Here is a 21,723-nt window from a genome sequence, read left to right as displayed (position 1 = left end):
TTCTCTCCCCGACACCTGTTTCCGGCATCCGCCCCGGGCGCGGCCTTGGCTCGCCCTTGCGGGGGCTTATATCGGGACGGCAAATCCCGATACCACAAGGCGCCCCGTCCTGATGACCCTGCGAAAGCCCAGCGCCCCGCGCGACACCGAGGCCCGGATCGGTTCCGTCCCGGCCGGGGAGGCGTTGCCGGAATGGGACCTGCGCGACCTCTATGCCGGCCCGGAGGACCCCCGGCTGCTCGGCGATCTCGACGCGGCCGAGACGGCGGCGCGGGCCTTCGAGGGAGGGCATGCCGGCCGGCTCGCCTCCCTCTCGGGTGACGCGCTGGATGCGGCGCTGCGGGAATACGAGCGGGTCGAGGAAGTGCTGGGGCGCGTGATGTCCTACGCCCAGCTTCTCTTCAGCGGCGACGCCCAGGATGCCGGGAACGGGCGCTTTTACCAGACGATGCAGGAGCGGGTGACCTCCATCGGCAGCCACCTGCTCTTCTTCACCCTGGAGCTGAACCGGCTCGACGACACGCTGCTGGAGGCGCGCATCGCCTCCTCCCCGGCGCTGGCGCGCTGGCGGCCCTGGCTGCGGGACCTCCGCGTCTTCCGCCCGCACCAGCTCTCGGACGAGGTGGAGAAGCTGCTGCACGAGAAGGAGGTGACGGGCCGCTCCGCCTGGAACCGGCTGTTCGACGAGACGATCGCCCATATGCGCGTGCCCGTATCGCGCGGCGGCGCCCCGGAAGAGATGACGGTCTCGGCCGCGCTGAACCTCCTGTCGGACCGCGACCGCTCTGTGCGCGAGGCGGCGGCGACCGGCATCTCCAAGGCCTTCGGCGAGAATGTCCGCCTGTTCTCGCTCATCACCAACACGCTGGCGAAGGACAAGGAGATCATCGACGGCTGGCGCAACTACCCGCGCCCCGGCACCTCCCGCAACCGCGCCAACATGGTGGAGGACGAGGTGGTGGACGCCCTCGTCTCCGCCGTCGTCGAGAGCTTCCCGCGCCTGTCGCACCGCTACTACGCCATGAAGGCGAAGTGGCTGGGCCTGGAGCGCATGAAGCACTGGGACCGCAACGCGCCGCTGCCCGGGGACATGGACCGCACCATCCCCTGGAAGGACGCGCGCGAGCAGGTGCTGACGGCCTACAACGCCTTCAGCCCGGAGCTGGCCTCGCTCGGCCGCGACTTCTTCGACAAGCCCTGGATCGACGCCGCGCTGCGCCCGGGCAAGGCGAGCGGCGCCTTCGCGCACCCGACCGTGCCCTCCGCCCACCCCTACCTGCTCGTGAACTATCACGGGAAATCGCGGGACGTGATGACGCTGGCGCATGAGCTGGGCCACGGCGTCCACCAGCGCCTCGCCGCGAAGCAGGGCTACCTCATGTCCGGCACGCCGCTGACGCTGGCCGAGACCGCGAGCGTCTTCGGCGAGATGCTCACCTTCCGCGCCATGCTCGATGCGGAGACGGATCCCAAGCGGCGCCGCCTGATGCTCGCCTCCAAGGTGGAGGACATGCTCAACACCGTCGTCCGCCAGATCGCCTTCTACCGCTTCGAGACGCTGCTGCACGACGAGCGGCGCAAGGGCGAGCTGTCCTCCGAGCGGATCGCGGAGATTTGGATGGGGGTGCAGAGGGAGAGCCTCGGCCCGGCCTTCGACTTCACGCCGGATTACGGGGTCTACTGGTCCTACATCCCGCACTTCATCCACACGCCCTTCTACGTCTACGCCTACGCCTTCGGGGACTGCCTGGTGAACGCGCTCTACGGCGTCTATCAGGACGGGGAGGTGAAGGACTTCGCGACCAAGTATCTCGACCTCCTCCGCGCCGGCGGCACGCTGCGGCACCAGGAATTGCTGGCGCCCTTCGGCCTCAATGCGTCGGACCCGAAATTCTGGAAAAGGGGGCTGGACGTGATCGCGGGCTTCATTGACGAGCTGGAAGCCTCCCCGGGGCAGGCCGATGGCTGAGGACCGCGAGAACACGCTGTTCGGCGAGATCCGCCGGATGGCGCGCACCTCCGGCGCGGTCGGCGGTATCGCCGCGCGCGTGGCGGGGGAGCGCTTCCTCGGCATCAAGACCGATAAGGTGGCGCATGCGGAGGACCTGAAGTCGATCCTCGGCGGGCTGAAGGGCCCGCTGATGAAGGTGGCGCAGTTTCTCTCCACCGTGCCGAACGCGCTGCCGGAGGAGTACGCGCAGCAGCTCGCCTCTCTCCAGGCGAACGCGCCGCCCATGGGATGGGCCTTCGTGCGCCGGCGCATGGGCACGGAGCTCGGCCCGGCCTGGGAGTCGAAGTTCAAGGAGTTCGGGCGCGAGGCGGCGGCCGCGGCCTCGCTGGGCCAGGTGCACCGCGCCCTGCTGCACGACGGCACGCGCGTGGCCTGCAAGCTGCAGTATCCCGACATGCCGAGCGTGGTGGAGGCCGACCTCCGCCAGCTCCGCCTCGCCATGGGGCTCTATGCCCGCATGGACAACACGATCCAGCACGACGACGTCTATGACGAGTTGCGTGAGAGGCTGCGCGAGGAACTGGACTACGAGCGCGAGGCCGCGCAGATGCGGATGTACGGCATCATGCTGCGCAACACGCCGGAGGTGCGCGTGCCCTCGCCCGTCTCCGCGCTGACGACGAAGCGCCTGCTGACCATGACCTGGCTCGACGGCCGCTCCATCCTCGCGCGGCTGGAGGAGAACCCCTCGCTGGAGGAGCGCAACGCCTATGCGCGCGCGCTGTTCCAGGCCTGGTACGTGCCGCTCTACCGCTACGGCGTGATCCATGGCGACCCGCATCTCGGCAACTATCAGGTGCGGCCCGATGAGGGGGGCATCAACCTCCTCGATTTCGGCGCGATCCGCGTCTTCCCGCCGCGCTTCATTACGGGGACGCTGACGCTGTACGAGGCGGTGCGGGACGGGGACAACGACAAGGCGGCCTACGCCTTCGAGCTATGGGGCTTTCGCGACCTCAAGCGCGAGACGATGGAGGTGCTGCTGCACTGGGCCCGCTTCCTCTACGAGCCCCTGCTGCAGGACCGCGTGCGCCCGGTGCAGGAGACGAACGACCCGCAATACGGGCGGAAGGTGGCCGAGGAGGTCCATGCCGGGCTCAAGCGCGTGGGCGGCGTGCGCCCGCCGCGCGAGTTCGTGCTGATGGACCGGGCGGCCGTAGGGCTGGGCAGCGTGTTCCTGCGCCTCAAGGCCGAGATGAACTGGCACGACATGTTCCACCAGCTCGTGGACGACTACCGCGAGGAGGACCTGGCGGCACGGCAGGCGGCGGCGCTGCGCGATGCCGGCGTGCCCCCGACCGAGACGCCGCACGTCTGATCCCTCCGCGCGCCGGGCTGCGCTGTCAGCCCGGCGTCAGGGTCTCGGCCAGCGCGGTGCGGGGCGCGTCGCGCAGGTCGCGGCGCATGGCCTCCTCCTCCGTCCAGCGCGTCCCGGCGGGGATGCGGATGGCCTCGCAGCGGAGCGTCAGCCTTTCCTGGCGGAACGGCCAGGGGTCGAGCGACCAGCGGCCCGCGGCCAGCCGCTTCAGGGCCAGCTTCCGGCGGCTCCCATCCTCCATCGGCGCCTCCCCGGCCATTTCCGGCCGCCCGAAGCAGAGGGCGAGGGAGAGCGCGTCCGCCACGGCGACGAGGGCCGCGTTGCGGTCCACCAGCTCCGGCGGGGCGCCGAGGCGCGCGGCCCAGTCCCGCTGCATCGGCTCCTGCTCCGCGAGGTAGCGTGCGGCGGCGGCCTTGTCCGCCTCCGTGTCCCGCTCCGGATTGGCGTAGCGCGTGTAGATCAGCGTGCCGTGGCGGGAGACGAGCAGGGCGGGCCAGAGGCCCCAGGCGGCGCGGGCCATCTCCACGCCGCGCGCCCACATCGGCGCGTGGGTGGCGGGGCCGATCGCGGTAAAGGCGTGCGGCAGGGCGGTGCGCGCATCCAGCGTGGGCGCGGCTTCCCAGGGCATCCAGGCGATGTCGTGCTGCCCGGCGGCGAGGATCACCTCCGCTGCCGGTTCGGGCCGCGCGAAGCCGGGTGCGCCCCAGGCCGCCATGATCTGGCCGGAGAGCAGGGCGTGGGAGGGCTGGGGAATGAGGAGGCGGGCGCCGTCCTCCGGCTCGCGCAGGATCATGCCGCCCTAACGCGCGGCCGGGGCACGGGGTGCGGAGAGAGGCTTGCGCCATTCTCTTCCCCCCGCGATCCTCCCTGCCCACGAGGGATGACGGGAAGGGTACGATGCGGGTTGCCGTGCTGAAGGAGCGCCGGGCGGACGAGGCCCGGGTGGCGGCAACGCCGGAGACCGCGAAGAAGCTGATCGCGCTCGGCTGCACCGTGGCCGTGGAGAGCGGGGCGGGCCTCCCGGCCGGCTTCCCGGACAGCGAGTATGCCGCGGCCGGGGCGCAGGTCTCGCCCGATGCCGCCTCGGCCCTGGCCGGGGCGGGGATCGTGCTGAAGGTGCGCGCCCCCCTCGCGGCGGGGGAGGGGGAGGTGGACGAACTCTCCCTCATGCCCCGCGGTGCGCTGCTGTTCGGAACCCTCGGGGCGGACCGGGAGGCTGCCGGGCGCCTCGCCGCCGCCGGGGTGGACGCGGCGGCGATGGAGATGCTGCCCCGCATCACCCGGGCCCAGAGCATGGACGTGCTCTCCTCCCAGGCGAATCTCGCGGGCTACCGGGCGGTGGTGGAGGGCGCCGCGGCCTTCGACCGCGCCTTCCCCATGCTGATGACGGCCGCCGGCACCATCCCGGCCGCGAACGTGCTGGTGATGGGCGCGGGCGTCGCGGGGCTGCAGGCCATCGCGACGGCGCGGCGCCTGGGCGGCCGCGTCTCTGCAACCGACGTGCGCCCGGCGGCGAAGGAGGAGATCAAGTCGCTCGGGGCCAGTTTCGTCGGCTACGAGGACGAGGAGAGCCGCGCTGCCCAGACGGCCGGCGGCTACGCCAAGCCGATGAGCGCCGAGTTCCTGGCGAAGCAGGCCGAGGTGGTGGCCGGCGCGATCGGCAAGATGGACATCGTTGTCTGCACCGCCCTCGTCCAGGGGCGGCGGGCGCCGATCCTGGTGACGGAGGCGATGGTCGCCTCGATGAAGCCGGGCTCGGTGATCGTGGACATCGCCTCCGATGCCGGCGGCAACTGCGCGCTGACGAAGCCCGGGGAGAAGGTCGTCACGGCCAACGGGGTGACGGTGCTGGGCTGGCGTAACTGGCCCGCGCGCATCCCGGCGGCCGCCAGCAGCCTCTATGCCCGCAACCTCCTGACCTTCCTGACCACTTTCTGGGACAAGGAGTCCTCTCGCCCGGTGCTGCCGGCGGAGGACGACCTCGTGCGCGGCGTGATGCTGACGCGCGGCGGGCAGGTGGTGCATGCGAGCCTTGCGGCCGGCTGAGGGGATACCGAGAGATGAACGCTGAGGAACTCGCCTTCCGTGCCCAGGAGATGGCCGAGCGGGCGCTCGCCCTGGCCCTGGAGGCACGCGCGGCCGCCGTGGAGGCGGTGCCCGTGATCGAGCACGGGGCGGCCGCGGCCGAGCCCTTCCTGCTCCTGCTCACGATTTTCCTGCTCGCCTGCTTCGTCGGCTACCACGTGGTGTGGAGCGTGACGCCCGCGCTGCACTCGCCGCTGATGGGCGTGACCAACGCCATCTCCTCCGTGATCGTGGTGGGTGCGATGCTCGCCACTGGCCTCGGGGATTCCTGGCTGGCCCAGGCCTTCGGCTTCCTCGCCGTCACGCTGGCGGCGGTGAACATCTTCGGCGGCTTCCTCGTCACCCGGCGGATGCTCGCCATGTTCCAGCGGAAGGGCTGAGATCGTGTCCCACACCCTCTCGACCCTCGCCTATCTCGTCGCCTCCGTCCTCTTCATCCTCGCGCTGCGCGGCCTTTCCCATCCCTCCACCAGCCGCCGCGGCAACCTCATGGGCATGGTGGGGATGGGGATCGCCATCCTCGCCACGCTGGCCACGCCCGGGATGCGCCCGGGCGGGATCGCGCTCATCATCGCTGGCCTCGCCATCGGCGGCGGCATCGGCGCGGTGATCGCCAACCGCATCCAGATGACGGCGCTGCCCCAGCTCGTCGCGGCCTTCCACTCGCTCGTGGGCATGGCGGCGGTGTTCGTGGCCGCCGCCGCGCTGCTCGCGCCGCAGAGCTTCGGCATCGGCGTGCCCGGCGCCATCCACCGGCAGTCGCTGCTGGAGATGTCGCTCGGCCTGGCCATCGGCGCCGTCACCTTCTCCGGCTCGGTGATCGCCTTCGCCAAGCTCGCGGGGCGGATGTCGGGCGCGCCGATCCTCTTCCGCGGGCAGCACATGCTGAACGCGGCGCTGGGCGTGCTGCTGCTGCTGCTGGTCGCGGGCTTCGTCTGGTCCGGGAGCCCGGCGCTGTTCCTGCTGATCGCCATCCTCTCCTTCGCCCTCGGCTTCCTCCTCATCATCCCGATCGGCGGGGCGGACATGCCCGTCGTCGTCTCGATGCTGAACTCCTATTCCGGATGGGCGGCGGCGGGCATCGGCTTCACCATCGGCAACCTGCTGCTGATCGTCACCGGCGCGCTCGTCGGCGCCTCGGGCGCGATCCTGTCCTACATCATGTGCAAGGGGATGAACCGCTCCATCCTCAACGTGCTGCTCGGCGGCTTCGGCGCCGAGGCGGGCGGGGCTGCCGCGGCCGGGGGCGCGGCGCAGCCCGCGCGCCCCGTGAAGTCCGGCAGCCCGGAGGACGCGGCCTACATCATGAGGAACGCCGGGAAGATCATCATCGTGCCCGGCTACGGCATGGCGGTGGCCCAGGCGCAGCAGGTCGTGCGGGAGATGGCGGACCTGCTGAAGAAGGAGGGCGCGACGGTGGAGTACGCCATCCACCCCGTCGCCGGACGCATGCCCGGCCACATGAACGTCCTGCTGGCCGAGGCCAACGTCCCCTATGACGAGGTGCACGAGCTGGAGGAGATCAACCCCGAATTCGCCGAGGCCGATGTCGCCTACGTCATCGGCGCGAACGACGTGACCAACCCGGCGGCCAAGACCGACAAGTCGAGCGCCATCTACGGCATGCCGATCCTCGACGTGGAGCGGGCGAAGACGGTGTTCTTCGTCAAGCGCGGCATGTCCTCGGGCTATGCCGGGGTGGAGAACGAGCTCTTCTTCCGCGACAACACGATGATGCTCTTCGGGGACGCGAAGAAGGTCACGCAGCAGATCGTGCAGGCGCTCCAGAAGTAGCGGGGCCGTCGAGGCGGCGGGCCAGCTCCGCCTCCAGGCTCTCCAGCAGGGCGTCGCGCATGCCGTTGCGGCGGAGCGTTTCGGCGGCGTCCAGCAGGTAGGCGGCAGCCGTGCCGTTCGGGCCGCGGCTGCGGGCAAGGATGTCGGCCGTCTGCCCGACCGGCATCTCGCCCGCGAAGAGCGGGTGGTCGTGCCTGGCGACGAAGGAGAGGGCGCGAACCGGCGCGCCCCCCGCCGTGCGGCCGGCGTGCATCACGGCCTCGCACCACTCCGGCCGGTAGAAGCCCGGCCCCATCTCCTGCTTCCAGACGGGCCAGAGACGCTCCTCCACCCCGGGGCCGGGCAGGTGCAGCAGCAGGCCGGTGCAGGCGAGGGCGGGGACGCTCTCCAACCCGAGGGTCAGGCCGGGACGATCCGGCGTGCCACGGTCATGCACGTCGCGCAGCGTGTAGCGGCGGGCGAGGCCGGGCAGGCGGGCGGGCGCGACGATGTCGGGCCGCGCCTCCGCATATTCCCACATCAGCGCGCCATAGGCGAAGACCCAGATGCCGAGCTCTGGATCCCGGCCGTGGAGGAAGACCTGCATCTCGGCGCGCAGCCGCGTCTCGTCGGGCAGGGGCGCTGCCGGGGAGGCGGGGGCAGGGGGGACGCTGCGCGCGATCAACTCGTGGGTGAGGCGGGGCATGGGGCATCCGGCAGGTTGCCCCGGCCAAACGCGCGGGCCCCGGCCCGGTTCTGCCGATACTGCGTGCCCTCGGGCCCGCATCCCGACGGATCAGGGTGCGGACAGGCGCTAGTTCTCGCAATCAGCCTGAACAATAGGGGCAAAACACGGAAGCCGCGGTCCGCGGGTTTGATCCCCGCGCCGCGGCCTTCTGCGTGCTCGGCATTCCTCCCCGCGAGGGGAGGAAAGGCTCAGAAGCCCTCGCGCTCCAGGCGCTTGCGCTCCACCTTGCGGGCGCGGCGAACGGCCTCGGCGGCCTCGCGGGCGCGGCGCTCGGAGGGCTTCTCGAAGTGGCGGCGGAGCTTCATCTCGCGGAAGACGCCTTCACGCTGCAGCTTCTTCTTGAGGGCCTTCAGGGCCTGGTCGATGTTGTTGTCCCGAACGACGACTTGCACGCGGCAACGTCCTCCTTGCCTTGGGGTGGATGGTGAGACGGGTGAACGGCCCGATGGACCGACTCCATCAGGCGAAAGCCCGGCCGTCTAACACGGCCGGGGCGTCATGTGGAAGCCCCAAACGGCCCGGCCCTGCCCCTGGTGACGAATCCGGGCGCGGCCCCAACATGCTGGAGAGGGCAAGCCTGCCCGCACTGCCGATGGAACACCGATGGCGATCCTGAAGATCGCGCGGATGGGGCACCCCGTGCTCCTGCGCCGCGCCGAGCCCGTGGAGGACCCGACCGTGCCCGAGATGCGCCGGCTGGCCAGGGACATGGCCGAGACGATGGTCGATGCCGGCGGCCTCGGTCTCGCCGCGCCGCAGGTCCATGTGCCGCTCCGCCTCTTCGTCATGCGCGACGGCGAGCGGGTTTTCGCCCTGTTCAACCCCGAGGTCACGCCGCTGACCGAAGAGCGCGAGGCGGGCTGGGAGGGCTGCCTCTCCATCCCCGGCCTGCGGGGGGAAGTCCCGCGCGCGCCCCGCATCGCCTGGCGCGGGCTGGATGCGGAGGGCCGCGCCGTCTCGGGCGAGGCGGACGGGATGGCGGCGCGGGTGATGCAGCACGAGTTCGACCATCTGGAGGGACTTCTCTATCCCATGCGGATGGCGGATCTGGCCCGGCTGGGCTTCGTCGAGGAATTGTCGCGGCACCAGGCGCCCCAGCGGCCCGTGCGCGCGCCCGTTGAGGAGGAAAAGGCGTGATCGAGCGTAGCGCCGAGCGGGACGCCGCCGTGCTGGCGGCCCTGCCGCATGTGCCGCAACTCGGATGGACGGAGGCTGCCCTGGAGGCCGGGCTGCGCGGCGCGGGCATGGACCCCGTCGCCCATCGCTGGCTCTTCCCCTCCGGCCCCGTCGGGGCCGTGGAGGCCTGGATCGACCTGACGGATCGCCGGATGGAGGAAGCTGCCGCGCGGGAGGACCTCTCCGCCCTCCGCACCCCGGCGCGGATTCGCCGGCTGATCGCCATCCGGCTGGCCGAGATCGAGCCGCACCGCGCCGCCCTCCGGCGCGCGCTCGCCCTGCTCGCCCTGCCCTGGAACGCCCGGGCGGCCGCGCGCAGCCTGGCCCGGACCGTGGACGCGATCTGGGCGGCGGCCGGGGACCGCTCGGCGGACTTCTCCTGGTACACGCGCAGGGCCTCGCTCGCCGGCATCTACCTCGCGACCGTGGCCTTCTGGCTGCGCGAGCCCGGCGGCCTGAATGCCGCCCTGGAATTCCTTGACAGGCGGCTCGCCAGCCTGGGGCGGCTGCACCGGGCGCGGCGCCAGGGAGCGTCCTGACGGGCAGGGGCGCGCCTCCGCCGCGCGCCCCCGCCGGGCCTGGGCGCGGCCTTGCCATGGCATTTCCGCCACGCCGCCTAAACCTCTGGGCGTATTAGCCTCGGGCGTTCAAAAAGCCGCGTGCATCCGGTGCCGCGACTGGGTAGATGTCGCGCCGGGGCGGAGATGCCGCCTCCCAGATGCCTCGGGAGATCCCGGTTAAGATGTCGCCGTTTCGCTTCCTCGCCGCCGGCCTCGTGGCCGCCGTCGTTGCGACCCCTGCCATGGCGCAGACCTGCGTGCAGCCCGCCGAGAAGGCCGCCTTCGACGTGCGCGCCCTGCAGAGCCAGCTGATGGTCGCCGCGCTCTCCTGCCAGCAGGACGAGCAGTACAACACCTTCGTCCGCCAGTATAAGGGCGAGCTCGAGGGTGCCTACCGCGGCATCAACGCGCATTACCGCCGCACCGCCGGCGCGCGCGGCCAGTCCTCGCTGGACGGCTACATCACGCAGCTCGCCAATGCGCAGTCGCAGGACGGCATCCGCCAGGGCTCGCATTTCTGCCGCAACGTCGCGCCGCTCTTCACGGCCGCCCTTGCGGCGCCGAAGAGCTCCGAGGCGCTGGCGACGATCGCCCAGCAGAACAACCTCTCCAACCCGCATGGCCGCAACGACTGCGGCGCCTCGGCGGCCCCGGCCACTCCGGCGGCCCGCCCGGCGCCGGAGCGCCGCGGCACCACGGTCCGCAAGGTGTCCACCTCCGGCCGCTGATCGGCGGGCAGGAGCGGAACGGTTCGAAGGGCGCCGCGAGGCGCCCTTCGTCATTTCAGGGCACCGGCGAGAGCCCGGCCACCTCTCCGAGCCGGGCGATGCCGCGGTCGAGGTGGCAGCGCTCCCAGCGTGCCGAGCCCGGCTTGATCCCGCGGCCGCGGCAATCGGCATGGGCCGCCTGAAGAGCCGCCTCGGCAAGGCTCCGCTCGGTCGCTGCCATCTGGCTCGGAAGCATGAACTCGGAGGGGGTTCCGGCCTCCGCCCGGGCGAGATCCCTCTCCAGCCCGGGTGTCGTGCATCCGGGAAGTCCGGCGCAGGCCTCACGCGCGTCGCGTGCCGCCGTGAGGATGTGGAGATAGCCGGCCAGCCCGGGCTCCCGCGGGGCCGGGGTGCAGGCCGCCAGGATGAGCAGGGGCGGGAAAAGGGTGGCGGCGCGCATCGCCCGCGGCTCCTCGGCGCAGAGGGTTTCTCCTCCGCAAGGATTCGCCCGCGCTCCGTGCTTGTCCAGCATCGCGGCAGGGGGCGCGTCGGATCGAAAAGAAAGGGGGCGGGACCTTTCGGTCCCGCCCCCTGGACGCCCTCGCGGGAGGCCGTTCTGCTTAGCGCAGCACGATCTCGACGCGGCGGTTCTGCGGCTCGCGCACGCCGTCGGCGGTCGGCACCAGCGGGCGGCTCTCGCCGAAAGCCTGGACCGAGATCTGGTTGCGCGAGATGCCGCGGCGGGCAAGCTCGGCCGCCACCGCCTCGGCGCGGCGCTGGGACAGGCGCTGGTTGTACTGCGGCGTGCCCGAGCGGTCGGCGTGGCCGGCCACTTCGAGGCGCGTCGTGCCCGTCGAGTTCACGGCCTGGGCCGCCTCGCCGATGATCTGGCGGGCGCGGTCCGTCAGGTCGGCGCGGTCGAAGTCGAAGAACACGAGGTAGGTGCGCGCCGGGGCAGGAGCCGCCGCCGGGGCCGGAGCCACTGCCACCACCGGCGCCGGGCGCGGCGCGTTGAAGGCGTAGCGCAGACCGATCAGGACGGAGTGGTTGTAGTTGTCCACGTCCAGGCGGCCACGGGCGTTCGTCTGGGTCGCCGGGTTGGCGGCAACCGTGCGCGTGCCGAGATTCGCGTCCAGCTCATGGCCGAGCGTGCCGAGGAAGCGGTACTCGGCCGTCAGGGCGAGGCCGGGAACGCCGAGGTTCAGCGCCACGCCGGCGATGCCCTGATAGGCGAAGCTGCCGTCGCGGTCGTCAACGGTCAGCGAGCGGCTGGCAGCGCCCGGGCCGAAGGCGGTGCCGCGAACGCTGTCATACTCGTGCCACTGATAGCCGACGCCACCACCGATGTAGGGGACGACGGGGATGCCGGGCAGGGCGAGGTCGAACAGCACGTTGCCCATCGCACCGTAGGTGCGGGCGCGGCCGCCCTGGCCGGCGGGGTTCACGTTGCCGAAGCGGAAGTCCGCCACGTCGTTCTCGCGGTAGCTGCCCTCGGCCTCGAGGCGCAGGCCGTTGCCGAAGCCGTAGCCGATGCTGCCGACGCCGACCCAGCCGGTCTCAAAGTTGGTCTTCGTGCGGGCACCGACGACGCCGAGCGCGGTCCCGGCCGGGCCCTCGACCCCGTCGTTCGTGCTCTGCAGCCAGTTGAAGCCGGCGCCGGCGGCGATGTAGACGCCGGTGACAGGCTGGGCCTGCGCGGCGAGCGGCAGCGACATGATCGTCGCGGCCAGGAGGGCCTTCTTCAGGCTCATGGTATGAACTCCCGATCCACCAGGGACGCGCGGCGTGGAGGTCAGGGTTTCCCGATTCCGGCGCCGCGTGACGTTTCTCTACCATTCGACCGGGGGACGCGCACCGCGACACGCCGCGCGCGGAACGGGTTTGGGGGTCGATGTGGCAGATCAGCCACAGCGTACCCTGGCATTTCGGTCACAGATGGTTGAGGAGATCCGTCTCATCCAGGGTGGCAAGCGCACCCATAGGGAGCACCCGCGTGGCGTGCCCCATCTTGCGCCCTGGCCGAGCCTCCACCTTGCCGTAGAGATGCGGCGAAACGCCTGCCGCACCGGCCAGAGCAGGCCACCGCGCCATCCCCTCCGGCCCGACGAGGTTGCGCATCACCGCGTCGCCGTGCCGCTCTGCGGGCGCGAGGGGCAGGCCGGCAACGGCGCGGGCGTGCTGGTCGAACTGGCTCGCCTGGCAGGCGTCGATCGTCCAGTGGCCGGAGTTGTGCGGGCGCGGGGCGATCTCGTTGCCGAGAAGGCTTCCGTCGGGAAGGAGGAAGAACTCCACCGCCAGCACGCCGACCAGCTCCAGCGCCTCGGCCACGGAGGCGGCGTGGCGGCGCGCGGCCTCGGCCGCCTCCTGCGCGACCCGGGCGGGCGCGAAGGAGAGGTCCAGGATGTGGTGGGCGTGGCGATTCTCGACGGCATCGTAGGTCACGCAGTCGCCATCCACCCCGCGCGCGGCGATGGCCGAGATCTCCGCCGCGAAGGGGACGAAGGCCTCCGCGATCAGCGGATGGGGGGAGAGGCGGGCGAGGGCCGCCTCGGCCTCCTCAGCCGTGCGGACCACCGCCTGGCCGCGGCCGTCATAGCCGAGGCGGGTGGTCTTGAGGACGGCGGGCAGGCCGGTCGTCGCCAGCGCGGCCGGGAGGTCGGCGGCGGAATGGATGGCGGCCCAGGGGGCGACAGGCACGCCCGCCCTGGCCAGGAACTCCTTCTCCAGCAGCCGGTCCTGGCAGATGGAGAGGGCGCGCGTGCCAGGCCGGCAGGGGACGATGGCGGCGAGCCGGTCGAGCGTCGCGGCGGGCACGTTCTCGAACTCGAAGGTCACCACATCCACCGAGCGCGCGAAGTGGCCGAGCGCCTCCTCGTCCTCATAGGGGGCGACCGTGCTCTCGGCGGCGACCTGGGTGCCGGGCTCGCCGGGGGTGGGGGAGAAGACGTGGCAGCGATAGCCGAGCCGCGCGGCGGCGAGCGCCGTCATCCGCCCGAGCTGGCCGCCGCCGAGGATGCCGATGGTCGAACCCGGGGGGAGGGGGCCGGGGTTGGCGCTCACGCCACGCTCTCCGACACACCCTCGGTCTGGGCGCGGCGATGCGCCTCCAGCCGGTCGGCCAGGGCGGAGTCGGAGAGGGCGAGGATGGCGGCGGCCATCAGCGCCGCGTTCACCGCGCCGGCGCGGCCGATGGCCAGCGTGCCGACCGGGATGCCGGCCGGCATCTGCACGATGGAGAGGAGCGAATCCTGGCCCCGCAGCGCGTGGCTCTCCACCGGCACGCCGAGGACGGGCAGGCGGGTCATGCTGGCCGTCATGCCCGGCAGGTGGGCGGCGCCGCCGGCGCCAGCGATGATGACCTTCAGCCCGCGGGAGACGGCCGATTCGGCGTAGTCCACCATGCGCCGCGGCGTGCGGTGGGCGGAGACGACGCGGCATTCGTGCGGCACCTCCAGCCCTTCCAGCATCTCGGCGGCGTGGCGCATCGTCTCCCAGTCGGAGCGGGAGCCCATGATGATGCCGACCAGCGGCGGGCGGGCGCCTCTCACGCGATGATATCCGGGACGAGCTGGCTCTCGAGCCAGGCGATCTCGTCCTTCAGCTTCAGCTTGCGCTTCTTCAGGCGCTGCAGCTGGAGCTGATCGTAGCGGCTGTCCTCGATGCGGGCGATGACGGTGTCGAGGTCACGGTGCTCGCTCCGCAGCTCGTGGAGGCGGCGCAGGAGGCTGTCGCGTTCGGCCAGCATGATCCCCCGGATGGGTCGGGCCGCCCCTGCGGCCAGGAGCGGGGGCGGGTTGATAAAGGCGTGAGAATTCTCGCGCCTGGGGCTAGGTCTTGCCATATCATCTCCCGCGCGGCGGCGACAGACGCCGCGCGGATACGACCGAAAACCGACGAATCTGGCAGGACAAGGATCAAGCGTATGCTGAACCCGCACCGGCTGCAGTCGCTCAAGGACCGTCACAACGCGCTGGACGCGCGCATTCTCGCCGAGGATGCCAGGCCCATGCCGGACAGCCTCGAACTGGCGCGCCTCAAGCGGGAGAAGCTTCGCCTGAAGGAGGAGTTGGAGCGGCTGGAGGCGCAGCGTCGCCGGCCGCAATAGGCGCCGCGCAGGCCCCATGAGGAAGGGCGGGTCCCCCGAGGGGGCCCGCCCTTTTTTCGTCCTCGCCGCGGTTTCCGCGAGGCGGCCGGATCAGGCCGCGTCGTCCTCCACCGCCGTCGGGGCGGGCTCCGCGCCGATGGAGACGATGAGCGCGTTCAGGTCGGACTGGCTGCACAGGCCGAGGATCACGGGGTCCCGCGGCTTGATGTTGGCCGCGTTCCAGTGGCTGCGGTCCCGCACCTTGGCGATGGTCTCCTTGGTCGTGCCGAGGAGCTTGGCCACCTGCGCGTCGGTGAGCTGGGGGTAGTTCCGCAGCAGCCAGGCGATGCCGTCCGGCCGGTCGTTGCGCTTGGCCACGGGGGTGTACTTCGCGCCCTTGCCGCGCATCTTCGGCTGAGGAAGGTTGCTCTGCATGATCTGCAGCCGCGCCTTCGGGTCCGCCTCGCAGCGGGCGATCTCCTGGCGGGTTAGCTGCGCATTCGCCACGGGGTCGTAGCCTACGATGCCCTGCGCCACCTCGCCGTCGGCGATGGCCTGGACTTCCAGGGGGTGCATGCCGACGAACTCGGCCACCTGGTCGAAGGTAAGGGAGGTCTTGTCGATCAGCCACACGGCGGTGGCCTTGGGCATCAGCGGAGTGGGCATAGGGCGGGAACCTCGTCGCGACCGGGGGAATGGTCGGCGGGGGCCGGGCAACCCCCTGGGCTGTTGCGTGCGGATATAGAGAGGGGGATGGAGCCGGTCAAAGCCGGAAGAGAGGAGTCCGCGGATGTTTGAGGAAGAGGAGCGGCGCCGCCCGGAGATGGGCTTCGCCCCGCAGAAGCTGGACGGCTGGTCCGAGGAGGCGCTGCGCCACTACATCGAGGCGCTGCGGGCAGAGATCGCGAAGGCCGAGGCCGCCATCGCCGCGCGCGGGGCCCAGCGGGCGGCGGCGGACGCCTTCTTCCGCAAGCCGGGGTAAGGAAAAGGCCGGCGGATCGCTCCGCCGGCCCCTTTTCATGCGAGTCCCCTGGGGATCAGGCCGCCTGGGCCTGGCCGTCCTGGGTGTTCGCCGCCTCGGCACGGCCCTCGATCGCCGGCTGCTGCGGGCGGGAGGAACCGATCGCGATGCGGCGGGGCTTCAGCGCCTCGGGCACCTCGCGCTTCAGGGCGACGTGGAGAAGGCCGTTCTCCAGGCTGGCACCCTCGACGCGGAGATGGTCCGCGAGGACGAAGCGGCGCTCGAAGGCGCGGCCGGCGATGCCACGGTGGAGGAAGCGGCCCTCATCCTGCGCCTGCGGGGCCTTGCCGGAGACCACGAGGACGTTGTCCTGGGCGGTGATCTCGATGTCGTCCTGCCCGAAGCCGGCCACGGCCATCGTCAGCGTGTAGGCGTCATCGGCCGTGCGCTCGATGTTGTAGGGCGGGTAGGACGGGGCGTCGGCGGCCGCGCGGGCCGTGTCCATCAGGCGGGCGAGACGATCGAAGCCGATGGCGGTGCGGAAAAGGGGAGAGAAGTCGAGAGCGTTCACGAGAAACCTCCTGCGAGAGCAAGGTCACGTCGGTTTGCGATGCGGGGCTCTCCGGCTCGATGCACCCCCGATTGGGCCGTGCGTCCGGTTCGCCCCACGCCAACGGCCCCGTACGGGCACCGCTGACAGGGCCTGAAATGGGAAAAGGGCCCCGGCGCTTCAAGCGCCGGAGCCCTTCCCATTCTGCGTCTGATGCAACCCTGCTATGCGCAGGAAGCCGATCAGCCCTTGCGCGTGCCGATGCCCGCGAACTTCTTGTTGAACTTGGCGATCTGGCCGCCCGTGTCCACGATGCGCTGCACGCCCGTCCAGGCCGGATGGGACTTGGGGTCGATGTCGAGGCGCAGCGTGTCGCCTTCCTTGCCCATGCAGGAACGGGTCTTGTAGGTCGTCCCGTCGGTCATGATGACCGTGATCTCGTGGTAGTCGGGATGGATGTCGGACTTCATCGGGCGGATTCCATGGAGTTTGGCGCCGCCGATGCCGACCGGAAGCGCGAATTGCGGGCGTTTAGCGGAGGGGAACGGGGGGTGCAACATCTGCCTGCTCCCCCGGGGGCCGTTGCCCCGGACTAACCCGCCGCCTCCGGCCAGAGCCAGCGGAGCAGGAGGGCGAAGCCGGCCAGCCAGATGAGGATGACGAAGCCCGCGCCCGCCCTGCTGGAGGGCCGGCGGGAGGCGGCGAGAGCGGCGGCCCGGTGCTCCGCCATCAGCGCCTGCGGGATCAGGCGAATCGCCAGCCGGATGGCAAGGGGAAGCAGGATCGCCTCGTCCAGCAGGCCGAGGACGGGGATGAAGTCCGGGATCAGGTCGATCGGGCTGAGGGCATAGGCGGCGATGGCCAGGGCGAGGGCGCGCGCGTACAGGGGCGTGCGATGGTCCCGCGCCGCCAGGAACAGGGCGTGGACATCCCGCCGGATCGCGCGCGCCCAGTCGCGAAGCCGTTTCAGCACCCCGTCCTCCCGCCCGCCTCGTTGACCGCTCCCGGCCCGTTTCCCAGAGTGCCCGCCGGAACGTCCAGGAGAATGGAACCATGCGCCTACAGGGCAAGCTCGCGCTCGTCACCGGTGCCGCTTCGGGCTTCGGCGAGGGGATCGCGCGGGAATATGCGGCTCAGGGCGCGAAGGTCGCCGTCGCCGACCTCAACCTGGAAGGGGCGCAGCGCGTCGCCGGGGAGATCGGCGGCGTGGCGCTGGGAGGGGACGTCTCCCGCGCGGCCGACATCCAGGCGATGGTGGACGGCGCCGTCTCCGCCCTCGGCGGGCTGGACATCGTGGTGAACAATGCCGGCTGGACCTATCGCAACCAGCCCTCCCTCGACGTGTCGGAGGAGGAGTTCGACCGCGTCTTCGCCATCAACGTGAAGTCCGTCTTCCTCATGGCGAAGTCGGCCTTTCCCGCGCTGAAGGCGCGGGGCGGCGGCAGCTTCGTCACCATCTCCTCCACCGCCGGGCTCCGGCCCCGCCCCGGCCTCACCTGGTACAACGGCACGAAGGGGGCGGTGAACGTCTTCACCCAGGCGCTCGCCCAGGAATGGGCGAAGGACAATGTCCGGGTGAACGCCGTCTGCCCCGTGATGGGCGTGACGGGCCTGACCTCCGCCTTCATGGGCGTGGAGGACACGCCGGAGAACCGGCAGCGCTTCCTCGCCACCATCCCGATCGGCCGCCTTTCCACCCCGGCCGACATCGCCAATGCCTGCGTCTGGCTGGCCGAGGACGCCTCCTCCTTTATCACGGGCGTGCTGCTGCCCGTGGATGGCGGGCGCTGCGCCTGAGGCCTCTCCACCCGGCGTGACAGCCCGGGCGGGGCGGGGCTAGGGAGGGTCGCCGCACGCCGCCCCGCGGGCGAGGCGGCGATTCCCGGTGCCGCGCGGGGTGGGTTCTGCGATGAACATCCTCTCGATCCAGTCCTGGGTCGCCTACGGCCATGTCGGCAATGCCAGCGCGGTCTTTCCCCTCCAGCGCCTGGGAGCGGAGGTCTGGGCGGTGAACACCGTGCAGTTCTCGAACCACACGGGCTACGGCGCGTGGCGCGGCCAGGTCTTCGGGGCGGAGCTGATCGGCGACCTCGTCCAGGGAATCGAGGAGCGCGGCGCGCTGCCGCGCTGCGACGCCGTGCTCTCCGGCTACATGGGCGACGCCTCGATCGGCGAGGCGATCCTGGGCGCCGTGGAGAAGGTGCGCGCGGCCAACCCCGCCGCGATCTGGTGCTGCGACCCCGTGATCGGCGATGTCGGCCGCGGCGTCTTCGTGCGCCCCGGGATCCCCGAGTTCATGCGCGACAGGGCAGTGCCCCAGGCCTCCATCGTGACCCCCAACCAGTTCGAGCTGGAATGGATGACGGGGCGGCAGGTGGTCTCGCTGGACGACGCGAAGGCGGCCGTCCGCACGCTCCAGGCGCGCGGCCCCCGCACCGTGCTCGTCACCAGCCTTGAGGTGGAGGACACGCCGGCGGACGCGGTGGACCTCCTGGCCGGGGAGGACGGGCGCTTCTGGCGGGTGCGGACGCCGCGCCTTCCCATCTCGGTCAATGGCGCGGGGGACGCGATGGCGGCGCTCTTCCTCTTCCACCGACTGCGCTGGGACGATTCGCGCCTCGCCCTCTCCGCCGCCACATCCTCCGTCTTCGGCCTGCTGCGCCGCACGGCGGAGGAGGGGTCGCGCGAGATCCTGACGGTCGCGGCGCAGGAGGAGTTCGTCACGCCGTCGCGCGTGTTCATGGCCCAGCCCTGCTAGGCCCAGGGCCGGGCGCCGCGAGCCCCGGCATGGTCGTTGCAGGGATTGCGGGGTCGGCCGGGTGGCGCGCAACATCCCGGCCCCGCTCATCCATCGCCCCGGAGGCCAGCATGCTCCCCATCCTCTCCCGCCGCATCGTGCTCGGCGGCGCGCTGGCGATGCCCTTCATCCGGACGGCCTCCGCCCAGGGGACCTATGAGTTCGTGGCGGGGTCGCTCGGCGGCGGCTGGTACACGATGGGGGCGGGGATCGCGGCGCTGGCGAAGGACGAGGCGGACCTCCAGATCCGCGTGGTGCCGGGCGGGGGGCTGGCGAACCCGACGCGCATCAACAACGGCCAGTCCCAGATGGGCTGGGGAATCGATGCCTTCACCGCCGCCGCCGTGCGGGGGGAGGAGCCCTATCGCGCGAAGCACGACAAGATCCGCACCCTCGGCACGGGCTACTCGCCGACCGAGCACAATTTCCTCCGCGCCGCCGACAAGCCGCTGGAGGACATGCGCGCGATCCTGACGCAGCGCGGCCTCCGCATCGGATGCCCCCAGCGCTCCTCCACCGACGAGATGACGCTGCAGCGCATCATGAAGTTCATCAGCACCTCGCCCGAGAAGATCCGGGCCGATGGCGGGACCTATCTCAACGGCTCCTACAACGACATCGCCGCCGCCTTCTCCGACGGGCAGGTGGACTACATGTACTGCGCCCTCGCCAAGCCCGCCGCGGTGCTGACGGAGATCGGGCAGGGGCGGCGCGCGGCGCGGCTGGTGGGCTTCCCCGACGACATCCGCAAGCACCTGATCGACGCCTATGCCTACAACCAAGGCATCCTTCCCGCCGGCACCTATCCCGCGCTGCAGGGCGCCGACCTGCCGGTGACGACGATGGACAGCGTCATCGTCGTGCATGAGAGCGTGCCGGAGGAGGTGGCCTACAAGCTGACCAAGGTGCTGATCGCGGCCAAGGGCGCGCGGCTGACGCAGATCCACGCCTCCATGGCCGCCTACGACCCCGCGGTGGCCTGGAAGTACGAGGGCGCGCCGCTGCATCCCGGCGCGGCCCGCGCCTATCGTGAAGCCGGCGCGATGCCGGGCTGAGCGGTCCCCCTTGCGCGAGCTGAAGGGGCCGTTGGGCCCGGTCCTCTCGGGCTGGCTGGCGCTGGCCGCGGCGGTCCACCTCCTGTTCGGCGGCATCGGCTTCCCCGAGCCGATCGCCATGCGGGCCTTCCACCTGCTGGCCCTCGTGCCGCCAATCTTCCTTCTCTGGCCGGCGCGGGCCTCCAGCCCGGCCAGCCGGCCGAGCGCGCTCGACTGGGCCTGGTTCGCCGCCGCCGCCGCGCCGCATCTCTGGGTCTGGGTGAATGCGGGCGCCGTCTCCGACCGCATGGAATACGTGGACGACTTCACCCCCGTGATGTCCGTCATGGCCGTGCTCGCCATCGTCACCCTGCTGGAGGCAACGCGGCGCGCGGTGGAGCCGGGGCTCGCCTGGATGGTGATCGGCAGCATCGCCTACATGGCGCTCGGCCACTTCCTGCCGGGCGTGCTGAACACGCGCCCCTTCTCGGTTGCCGAGATCCTGGAGGCCTCCTGGCTCGTGCCCACGGCCGGCGGTGTCTACGGGCCGCTGACGGGGATCGTGGCGACGACCATCGCGGTCTTCATCATCTTCGGCGCCTTCATGGCGGGCAGCGGCACGGGGCGGCTGTTCAGCAACCTCGGCGCGGCCGCGGCCGGGCGCTTCACGGGCGGGCCGGCGAAGGTGGCCGTGATCACCTCCGGCCTCTTCGGGACGATGAGCGGCTCCTCCGTCTCCAACGTCATCACCACGGGCGCGATGACGATCCCGCTGATGAAGAAGATCGGCTACAGGCCCGCCGTCGCGGGCGGGATCGAGAGCGCGGCCTCGGTGGGCGGCGCGATCATGCCGCCGGTGATGGGGGCCGCGGCCTTCGTCATGGCGGAGATCACCAACATCCCCTACGGCGAGATCGTAGTCGCCGCCGCGATCGGGGCGGCGATGTACTACTTCGCCATCCTCGCCGCCGTGCATTTCGAGGCCAAGCGCGCCGGCATGGCGCCGATGCCGAAGGCCGACATCCCGCCCTGGCGCGAGGTCCTGGCCGACGCGCATCTCGTCATCCCCATGGGCGTGCTCGTCTACCTCATGATGGAGCGCTGGTCGGGCAACTACGCCGCCTTCTGTGCCACCCTCGCCATGGTGGCGGTGGCCGTGCTGCGCCGGCGCACGCGGATGTCGCCGCGCGCGATCTTCGAGAGCCTGCTGAATGCGGGGCTGACCATGGCGCCGCTGGCGGTGGCCATCGCGGGGGCGGGCATCGTCGTCTCGGCGCTGACGGCCACGGGGATGGTCGTGGCCTTCGGCGGCATCATCAAGGACCTGGCGGGCGGCTCGCTGCCCCTGCTGCTGATCCTGCTCGCGCTGACCGTGCTCGTGCTCGGCATGGGGCTGCCGACCACGCCTTCCTACATCATCGCCGCGGCGATCGGCGTGCCGCAGCTCATCGCCATGGGCGTGGACGTGCTGCCCGCCCATCTCTTCCTCTTCTACTTCGCCGTGCTGGCGGATGCGACGCCGCCGGTGGCCGCCGCCGCCTTTGCCGCGGCCTCCATCGCCAAGGCGGGGCCCACCATCACCAGCCTGCACGCCACGCGCTTCGGCATCGCGGGCTTCACCGTCGGCTTCGCCTTCATCTACGACCCCGGGATCATGATGCGGGGCGGGCCGGTCGACATACTGCTCGCCACCGCCATCCAGGTGGCGGCGCTGGTCGCGATCACCGCCTCCTATGCGGGCTATCTCACCGCGCCGCTCGGGCCGGTGCCGCGGCTGCTGCTGGGCGCGGCGGGTCTCGTGGCGGCCTTCGTGCCGGCTATTCCCGCCCCAGGGCGGCTGGCAGTGGCGCTGGCGGCGATGGCGCTGGCCTGGGCGCTCGGGCGCGTGGGGGCGCCCGCGCGGCGGCCGGCCTGAGCGG

Annotated in this window: 26 protein-coding genes; 14 read left to right on the top strand and 12 right to left on the bottom strand. The window is 71.5% G+C overall.

The genetic code is table 11. The annotated features are described in order from the left end of the window. The first annotated feature begins 112 nt into the window (after positions 1 to 112). Both FHS87_RS14135 and FHS87_RS14130 read left to right on the top strand, forming a co-directional pair. Positions 113 to 1,969, top strand: a complete 1,857-nt coding sequence (locus FHS87_RS14135; protein WP_184519503.1) for a M3 family oligoendopeptidase — start codon at positions 113 to 115, stop codon at positions 1,967 to 1,969. After that, positions 1,962 to 3,329: an ABC1 kinase family protein gene (locus FHS87_RS14130; RefSeq protein ID WP_184519500.1), complete on the top strand. Its 1,368-nt coding sequence runs from the start codon at positions 1,962 to 1,964 to the stop codon at positions 3,327 to 3,329. Before FHS87_RS14135 ends, FHS87_RS14130 begins: the two co-directional genes overlap by 8 nt. A gap of 25 nt (positions 3,330 to 3,354) precedes the next feature. Here FHS87_RS14130 and FHS87_RS14125 read toward each other — a convergent pair whose 3' ends face one another. Continuing rightward, entirely contained in the window at positions 3,355 to 4,122 is a 768-nt protein-coding gene (locus FHS87_RS14125) for a DUF3891 family protein (RefSeq protein WP_184519497.1), read from the bottom strand. Between the two features lie 104 nt (positions 4,123 to 4,226). On the opposite strand from FHS87_RS14125, the gene FHS87_RS14120 reads away from it, so the two are divergent. Genes FHS87_RS14120 through FHS87_RS14110 form a run of 3 tightly spaced genes read left to right on the top strand, consistent with a single transcriptional unit; the run spans position 4,227 to position 7,208 of the window. Continuing rightward, positions 4,227 to 5,375, top strand: coding sequence for a Re/Si-specific NAD(P)(+) transhydrogenase subunit alpha (locus FHS87_RS14120; protein ID WP_184519494.1), 1,149 nt, complete (start codon positions 4,227 to 4,229; stop codon positions 5,373 to 5,375). Positions 5,376 to 5,389: 14 nt separating this feature from the next. Beyond that, the gene (locus FHS87_RS14115; protein ID WP_184519491.1) at positions 5,390 to 5,794 is read left to right on the top strand and encodes an NAD(P) transhydrogenase subunit alpha; all 405 of its coding nucleotides are present in this window, start codon (positions 5,390 to 5,392) and stop codon (positions 5,792 to 5,794) included. Between the two features lie 4 nt (positions 5,795 to 5,798). After that, the gene (locus FHS87_RS14110; protein WP_184519488.1) at positions 5,799 to 7,208 is read left to right on the top strand and encodes an NAD(P)(+) transhydrogenase (Re/Si-specific) subunit beta; all 1,410 of its coding nucleotides are present in this window, start codon (positions 5,799 to 5,801) and stop codon (positions 7,206 to 7,208) included. On the opposite strand, the gene FHS87_RS14105 is transcribed toward FHS87_RS14110, so the two are convergent. Next, positions 7,174 to 7,893 carry a gamma-glutamylcyclotransferase gene (locus FHS87_RS14105; protein WP_184519485.1) on the bottom strand — a complete coding sequence of 240 codons (720 nt, stop codon included), beginning with the start codon at positions 7,891 to 7,893 and terminating at the stop codon, positions 7,174 to 7,176. The genes FHS87_RS14110 and FHS87_RS14105 overlap by 35 nt on opposite strands. A gap of 230 nt (positions 7,894 to 8,123) precedes the next feature. Beyond that, on the bottom strand, positions 8,124 to 8,327 hold the full coding sequence (gene rpsU / locus FHS87_RS14100; protein ID WP_043829268.1) for a 30S ribosomal protein S21: 204 nt from the start codon (positions 8,325 to 8,327) through the stop codon (positions 8,124 to 8,126). 211 nt (positions 8,328 to 8,538) lie between these two features. Between rpsU and def the strand changes: the two genes are divergently transcribed. The 3 genes from def (at position 8,539) to FHS87_RS14085 (ending at position 10,399) form a co-directional block, all read left to right on the top strand. Then, on the top strand, positions 8,539 to 9,072 hold the full coding sequence (def, locus tag FHS87_RS14095; RefSeq protein ID WP_184519482.1) for a peptide deformylase: 534 nt from the start codon (positions 8,539 to 8,541) through the stop codon (positions 9,070 to 9,072). Further along, complete coding sequence (locus FHS87_RS14090) at positions 9,069 to 9,650, top strand: COQ9 family protein (protein ID WP_184519479.1); 582 nt, start codon at positions 9,069 to 9,071, stop codon at positions 9,648 to 9,650. Before def ends, FHS87_RS14090 begins: the two co-directional genes overlap by 4 nt. Positions 9,651 to 9,853: 203 nt before the next feature. Then, on the top strand, positions 9,854 to 10,399 hold the full coding sequence (locus FHS87_RS14085) for a hypothetical protein (protein WP_184519476.1): 546 nt from the start codon (positions 9,854 to 9,856) through the stop codon (positions 10,397 to 10,399). A gap of 55 nt (positions 10,400 to 10,454) precedes the next feature. Here the strand turns inward: FHS87_RS14085 and FHS87_RS14080 are convergent, their stop codons facing one another. The 5 genes from FHS87_RS14080 to FHS87_RS14060 form a co-directional block, all read right to left on the bottom strand. Beyond that, the gene (locus FHS87_RS14080) at positions 10,455 to 10,838 is read right to left on the bottom strand and encodes a hypothetical protein (protein WP_184519474.1); all 384 of its coding nucleotides are present in this window, start codon (positions 10,836 to 10,838) and stop codon (positions 10,455 to 10,457) included. A 160-nt stretch (positions 10,839 to 10,998) separates the two neighbouring features. Continuing rightward, positions 10,999 to 12,129: an OmpA family protein gene (locus tag FHS87_RS14075; RefSeq protein ID WP_184519472.1), complete on the bottom strand. Its 1,131-nt coding sequence runs from the start codon at positions 12,127 to 12,129 to the stop codon at positions 10,999 to 11,001. Positions 12,130 to 12,307: 178 nt separating this feature from the next. After that, positions 12,308 to 13,438 (bottom strand): 5-(carboxyamino)imidazole ribonucleotide synthase, encoded by a 1,131-nt coding sequence (locus tag FHS87_RS14070; RefSeq protein ID WP_184519469.1) that lies wholly within the window; start codon positions 13,436 to 13,438, stop codon positions 12,308 to 12,310. Continuing rightward, positions 13,435 to 13,890: a 5-(carboxyamino)imidazole ribonucleotide mutase gene (purE, locus tag FHS87_RS14065; RefSeq protein ID WP_184519721.1), complete on the bottom strand. Its 456-nt coding sequence runs from the start codon at positions 13,888 to 13,890 to the stop codon at positions 13,435 to 13,437. The genes FHS87_RS14070 and purE overlap by 4 nt, the downstream gene beginning before the upstream one ends. A gap of 32 nt (positions 13,891 to 13,922) precedes the next feature. Next, positions 13,923 to 14,123, bottom strand: coding sequence for a YdcH family protein (locus FHS87_RS14060; RefSeq protein WP_184519465.1), 201 nt, complete (start codon positions 14,121 to 14,123; stop codon positions 13,923 to 13,925). Positions 14,124 to 14,300: 177 nt separating this feature from the next. Here FHS87_RS14060 and FHS87_RS14055 point away from each other — a divergent pair, with 177 nt between their 5' ends. Continuing rightward, positions 14,301 to 14,483 carry a YdcH family protein gene (locus FHS87_RS14055; protein ID WP_184519463.1) on the top strand — a complete coding sequence of 61 codons (183 nt, stop codon included), beginning with the start codon at positions 14,301 to 14,303 and terminating at the stop codon, positions 14,481 to 14,483. Positions 14,484 to 14,573: 90 nt separating this feature from the next. On the opposite strand, the gene FHS87_RS14050 is transcribed toward FHS87_RS14055, so the two are convergent. Next, on the bottom strand, positions 14,574 to 15,128 hold the full coding sequence (locus FHS87_RS14050; RefSeq protein ID WP_184519460.1) for a DUF1013 domain-containing protein: 555 nt from the start codon (positions 15,126 to 15,128) through the stop codon (positions 14,574 to 14,576). Between the two features lie 124 nt (positions 15,129 to 15,252). On the opposite strand from FHS87_RS14050, the gene FHS87_RS14045 reads away from it, so the two are divergent. Then, positions 15,253 to 15,444, top strand: a complete 192-nt coding sequence (locus tag FHS87_RS14045; RefSeq protein ID WP_184519457.1) for a DUF1192 family protein — start codon at positions 15,253 to 15,255, stop codon at positions 15,442 to 15,444. A 55-nt stretch (positions 15,445 to 15,499) separates the two neighbouring features. Here FHS87_RS14045 and FHS87_RS14040 read toward each other — a convergent pair whose 3' ends face one another. The 3 genes from FHS87_RS14040 to FHS87_RS14030 all read right to left on the bottom strand — a co-directional run bounded on the left by FHS87_RS14040 (position 15,500) and on the right by FHS87_RS14030 (position 16,946). Then, complete coding sequence (locus FHS87_RS14040; protein ID WP_312861998.1) at positions 15,500 to 15,994, bottom strand: Hsp20 family protein; 495 nt, start codon at positions 15,992 to 15,994, stop codon at positions 15,500 to 15,502. A 221-nt stretch (positions 15,995 to 16,215) separates the two neighbouring features. Further along, positions 16,216 to 16,443, bottom strand: a complete 228-nt coding sequence (rpmE, locus tag FHS87_RS14035) for a 50S ribosomal protein L31 (protein ID WP_184519454.1) — start codon at positions 16,441 to 16,443, stop codon at positions 16,216 to 16,218. Between the two features lie 122 nt (positions 16,444 to 16,565). Further along, positions 16,566 to 16,946, bottom strand: coding sequence for a YkvA family protein (locus FHS87_RS14030; protein ID WP_184519451.1), 381 nt, complete (start codon positions 16,944 to 16,946; stop codon positions 16,566 to 16,568). Positions 16,947 to 17,026: 80 nt separating this feature from the next. Between FHS87_RS14030 and FHS87_RS14025 the strand changes: the two genes are divergently transcribed. The 4 genes from FHS87_RS14025 (at position 17,027) to FHS87_RS14010 (ending at position 21,719) form a co-directional block, all read left to right on the top strand. Next, complete coding sequence (locus tag FHS87_RS14025) at positions 17,027 to 17,770, top strand: glucose 1-dehydrogenase (protein ID WP_184519448.1); 744 nt, start codon at positions 17,027 to 17,029, stop codon at positions 17,768 to 17,770. A 112-nt stretch (positions 17,771 to 17,882) separates the two neighbouring features. Beyond that, complete coding sequence (gene pdxY, locus FHS87_RS14020; protein WP_184519445.1) at positions 17,883 to 18,731, top strand: pyridoxal kinase PdxY; 849 nt, start codon at positions 17,883 to 17,885, stop codon at positions 18,729 to 18,731. Positions 18,732 to 18,841: 110 nt separating this feature from the next. Then, positions 18,842 to 19,825: a TAXI family TRAP transporter solute-binding subunit gene (locus FHS87_RS14015; protein WP_184519442.1), complete on the top strand. Its 984-nt coding sequence runs from the start codon at positions 18,842 to 18,844 to the stop codon at positions 19,823 to 19,825. A gap of 10 nt (positions 19,826 to 19,835) precedes the next feature. Further along, positions 19,836 to 21,719 (top strand): TRAP transporter permease, encoded by a 1,884-nt coding sequence (locus tag FHS87_RS14010; protein WP_184519439.1) that lies wholly within the window; start codon positions 19,836 to 19,838, stop codon positions 21,717 to 21,719. The last annotated feature ends 4 nt before the right edge of the window (positions 21,720 to 21,723 follow it).

The sequence above is a fragment of the Muricoccus pecuniae genome, from assembly GCF_014199205.1.
Taxonomy (GTDB): domain Bacteria; phylum Pseudomonadota; class Alphaproteobacteria; order Acetobacterales; family Acetobacteraceae; genus Roseomonas; species Roseomonas pecuniae.
Note: the sequence above shows the minus strand (reverse complement) of the source record. Positions and strands in the feature narration are given on the sequence as shown.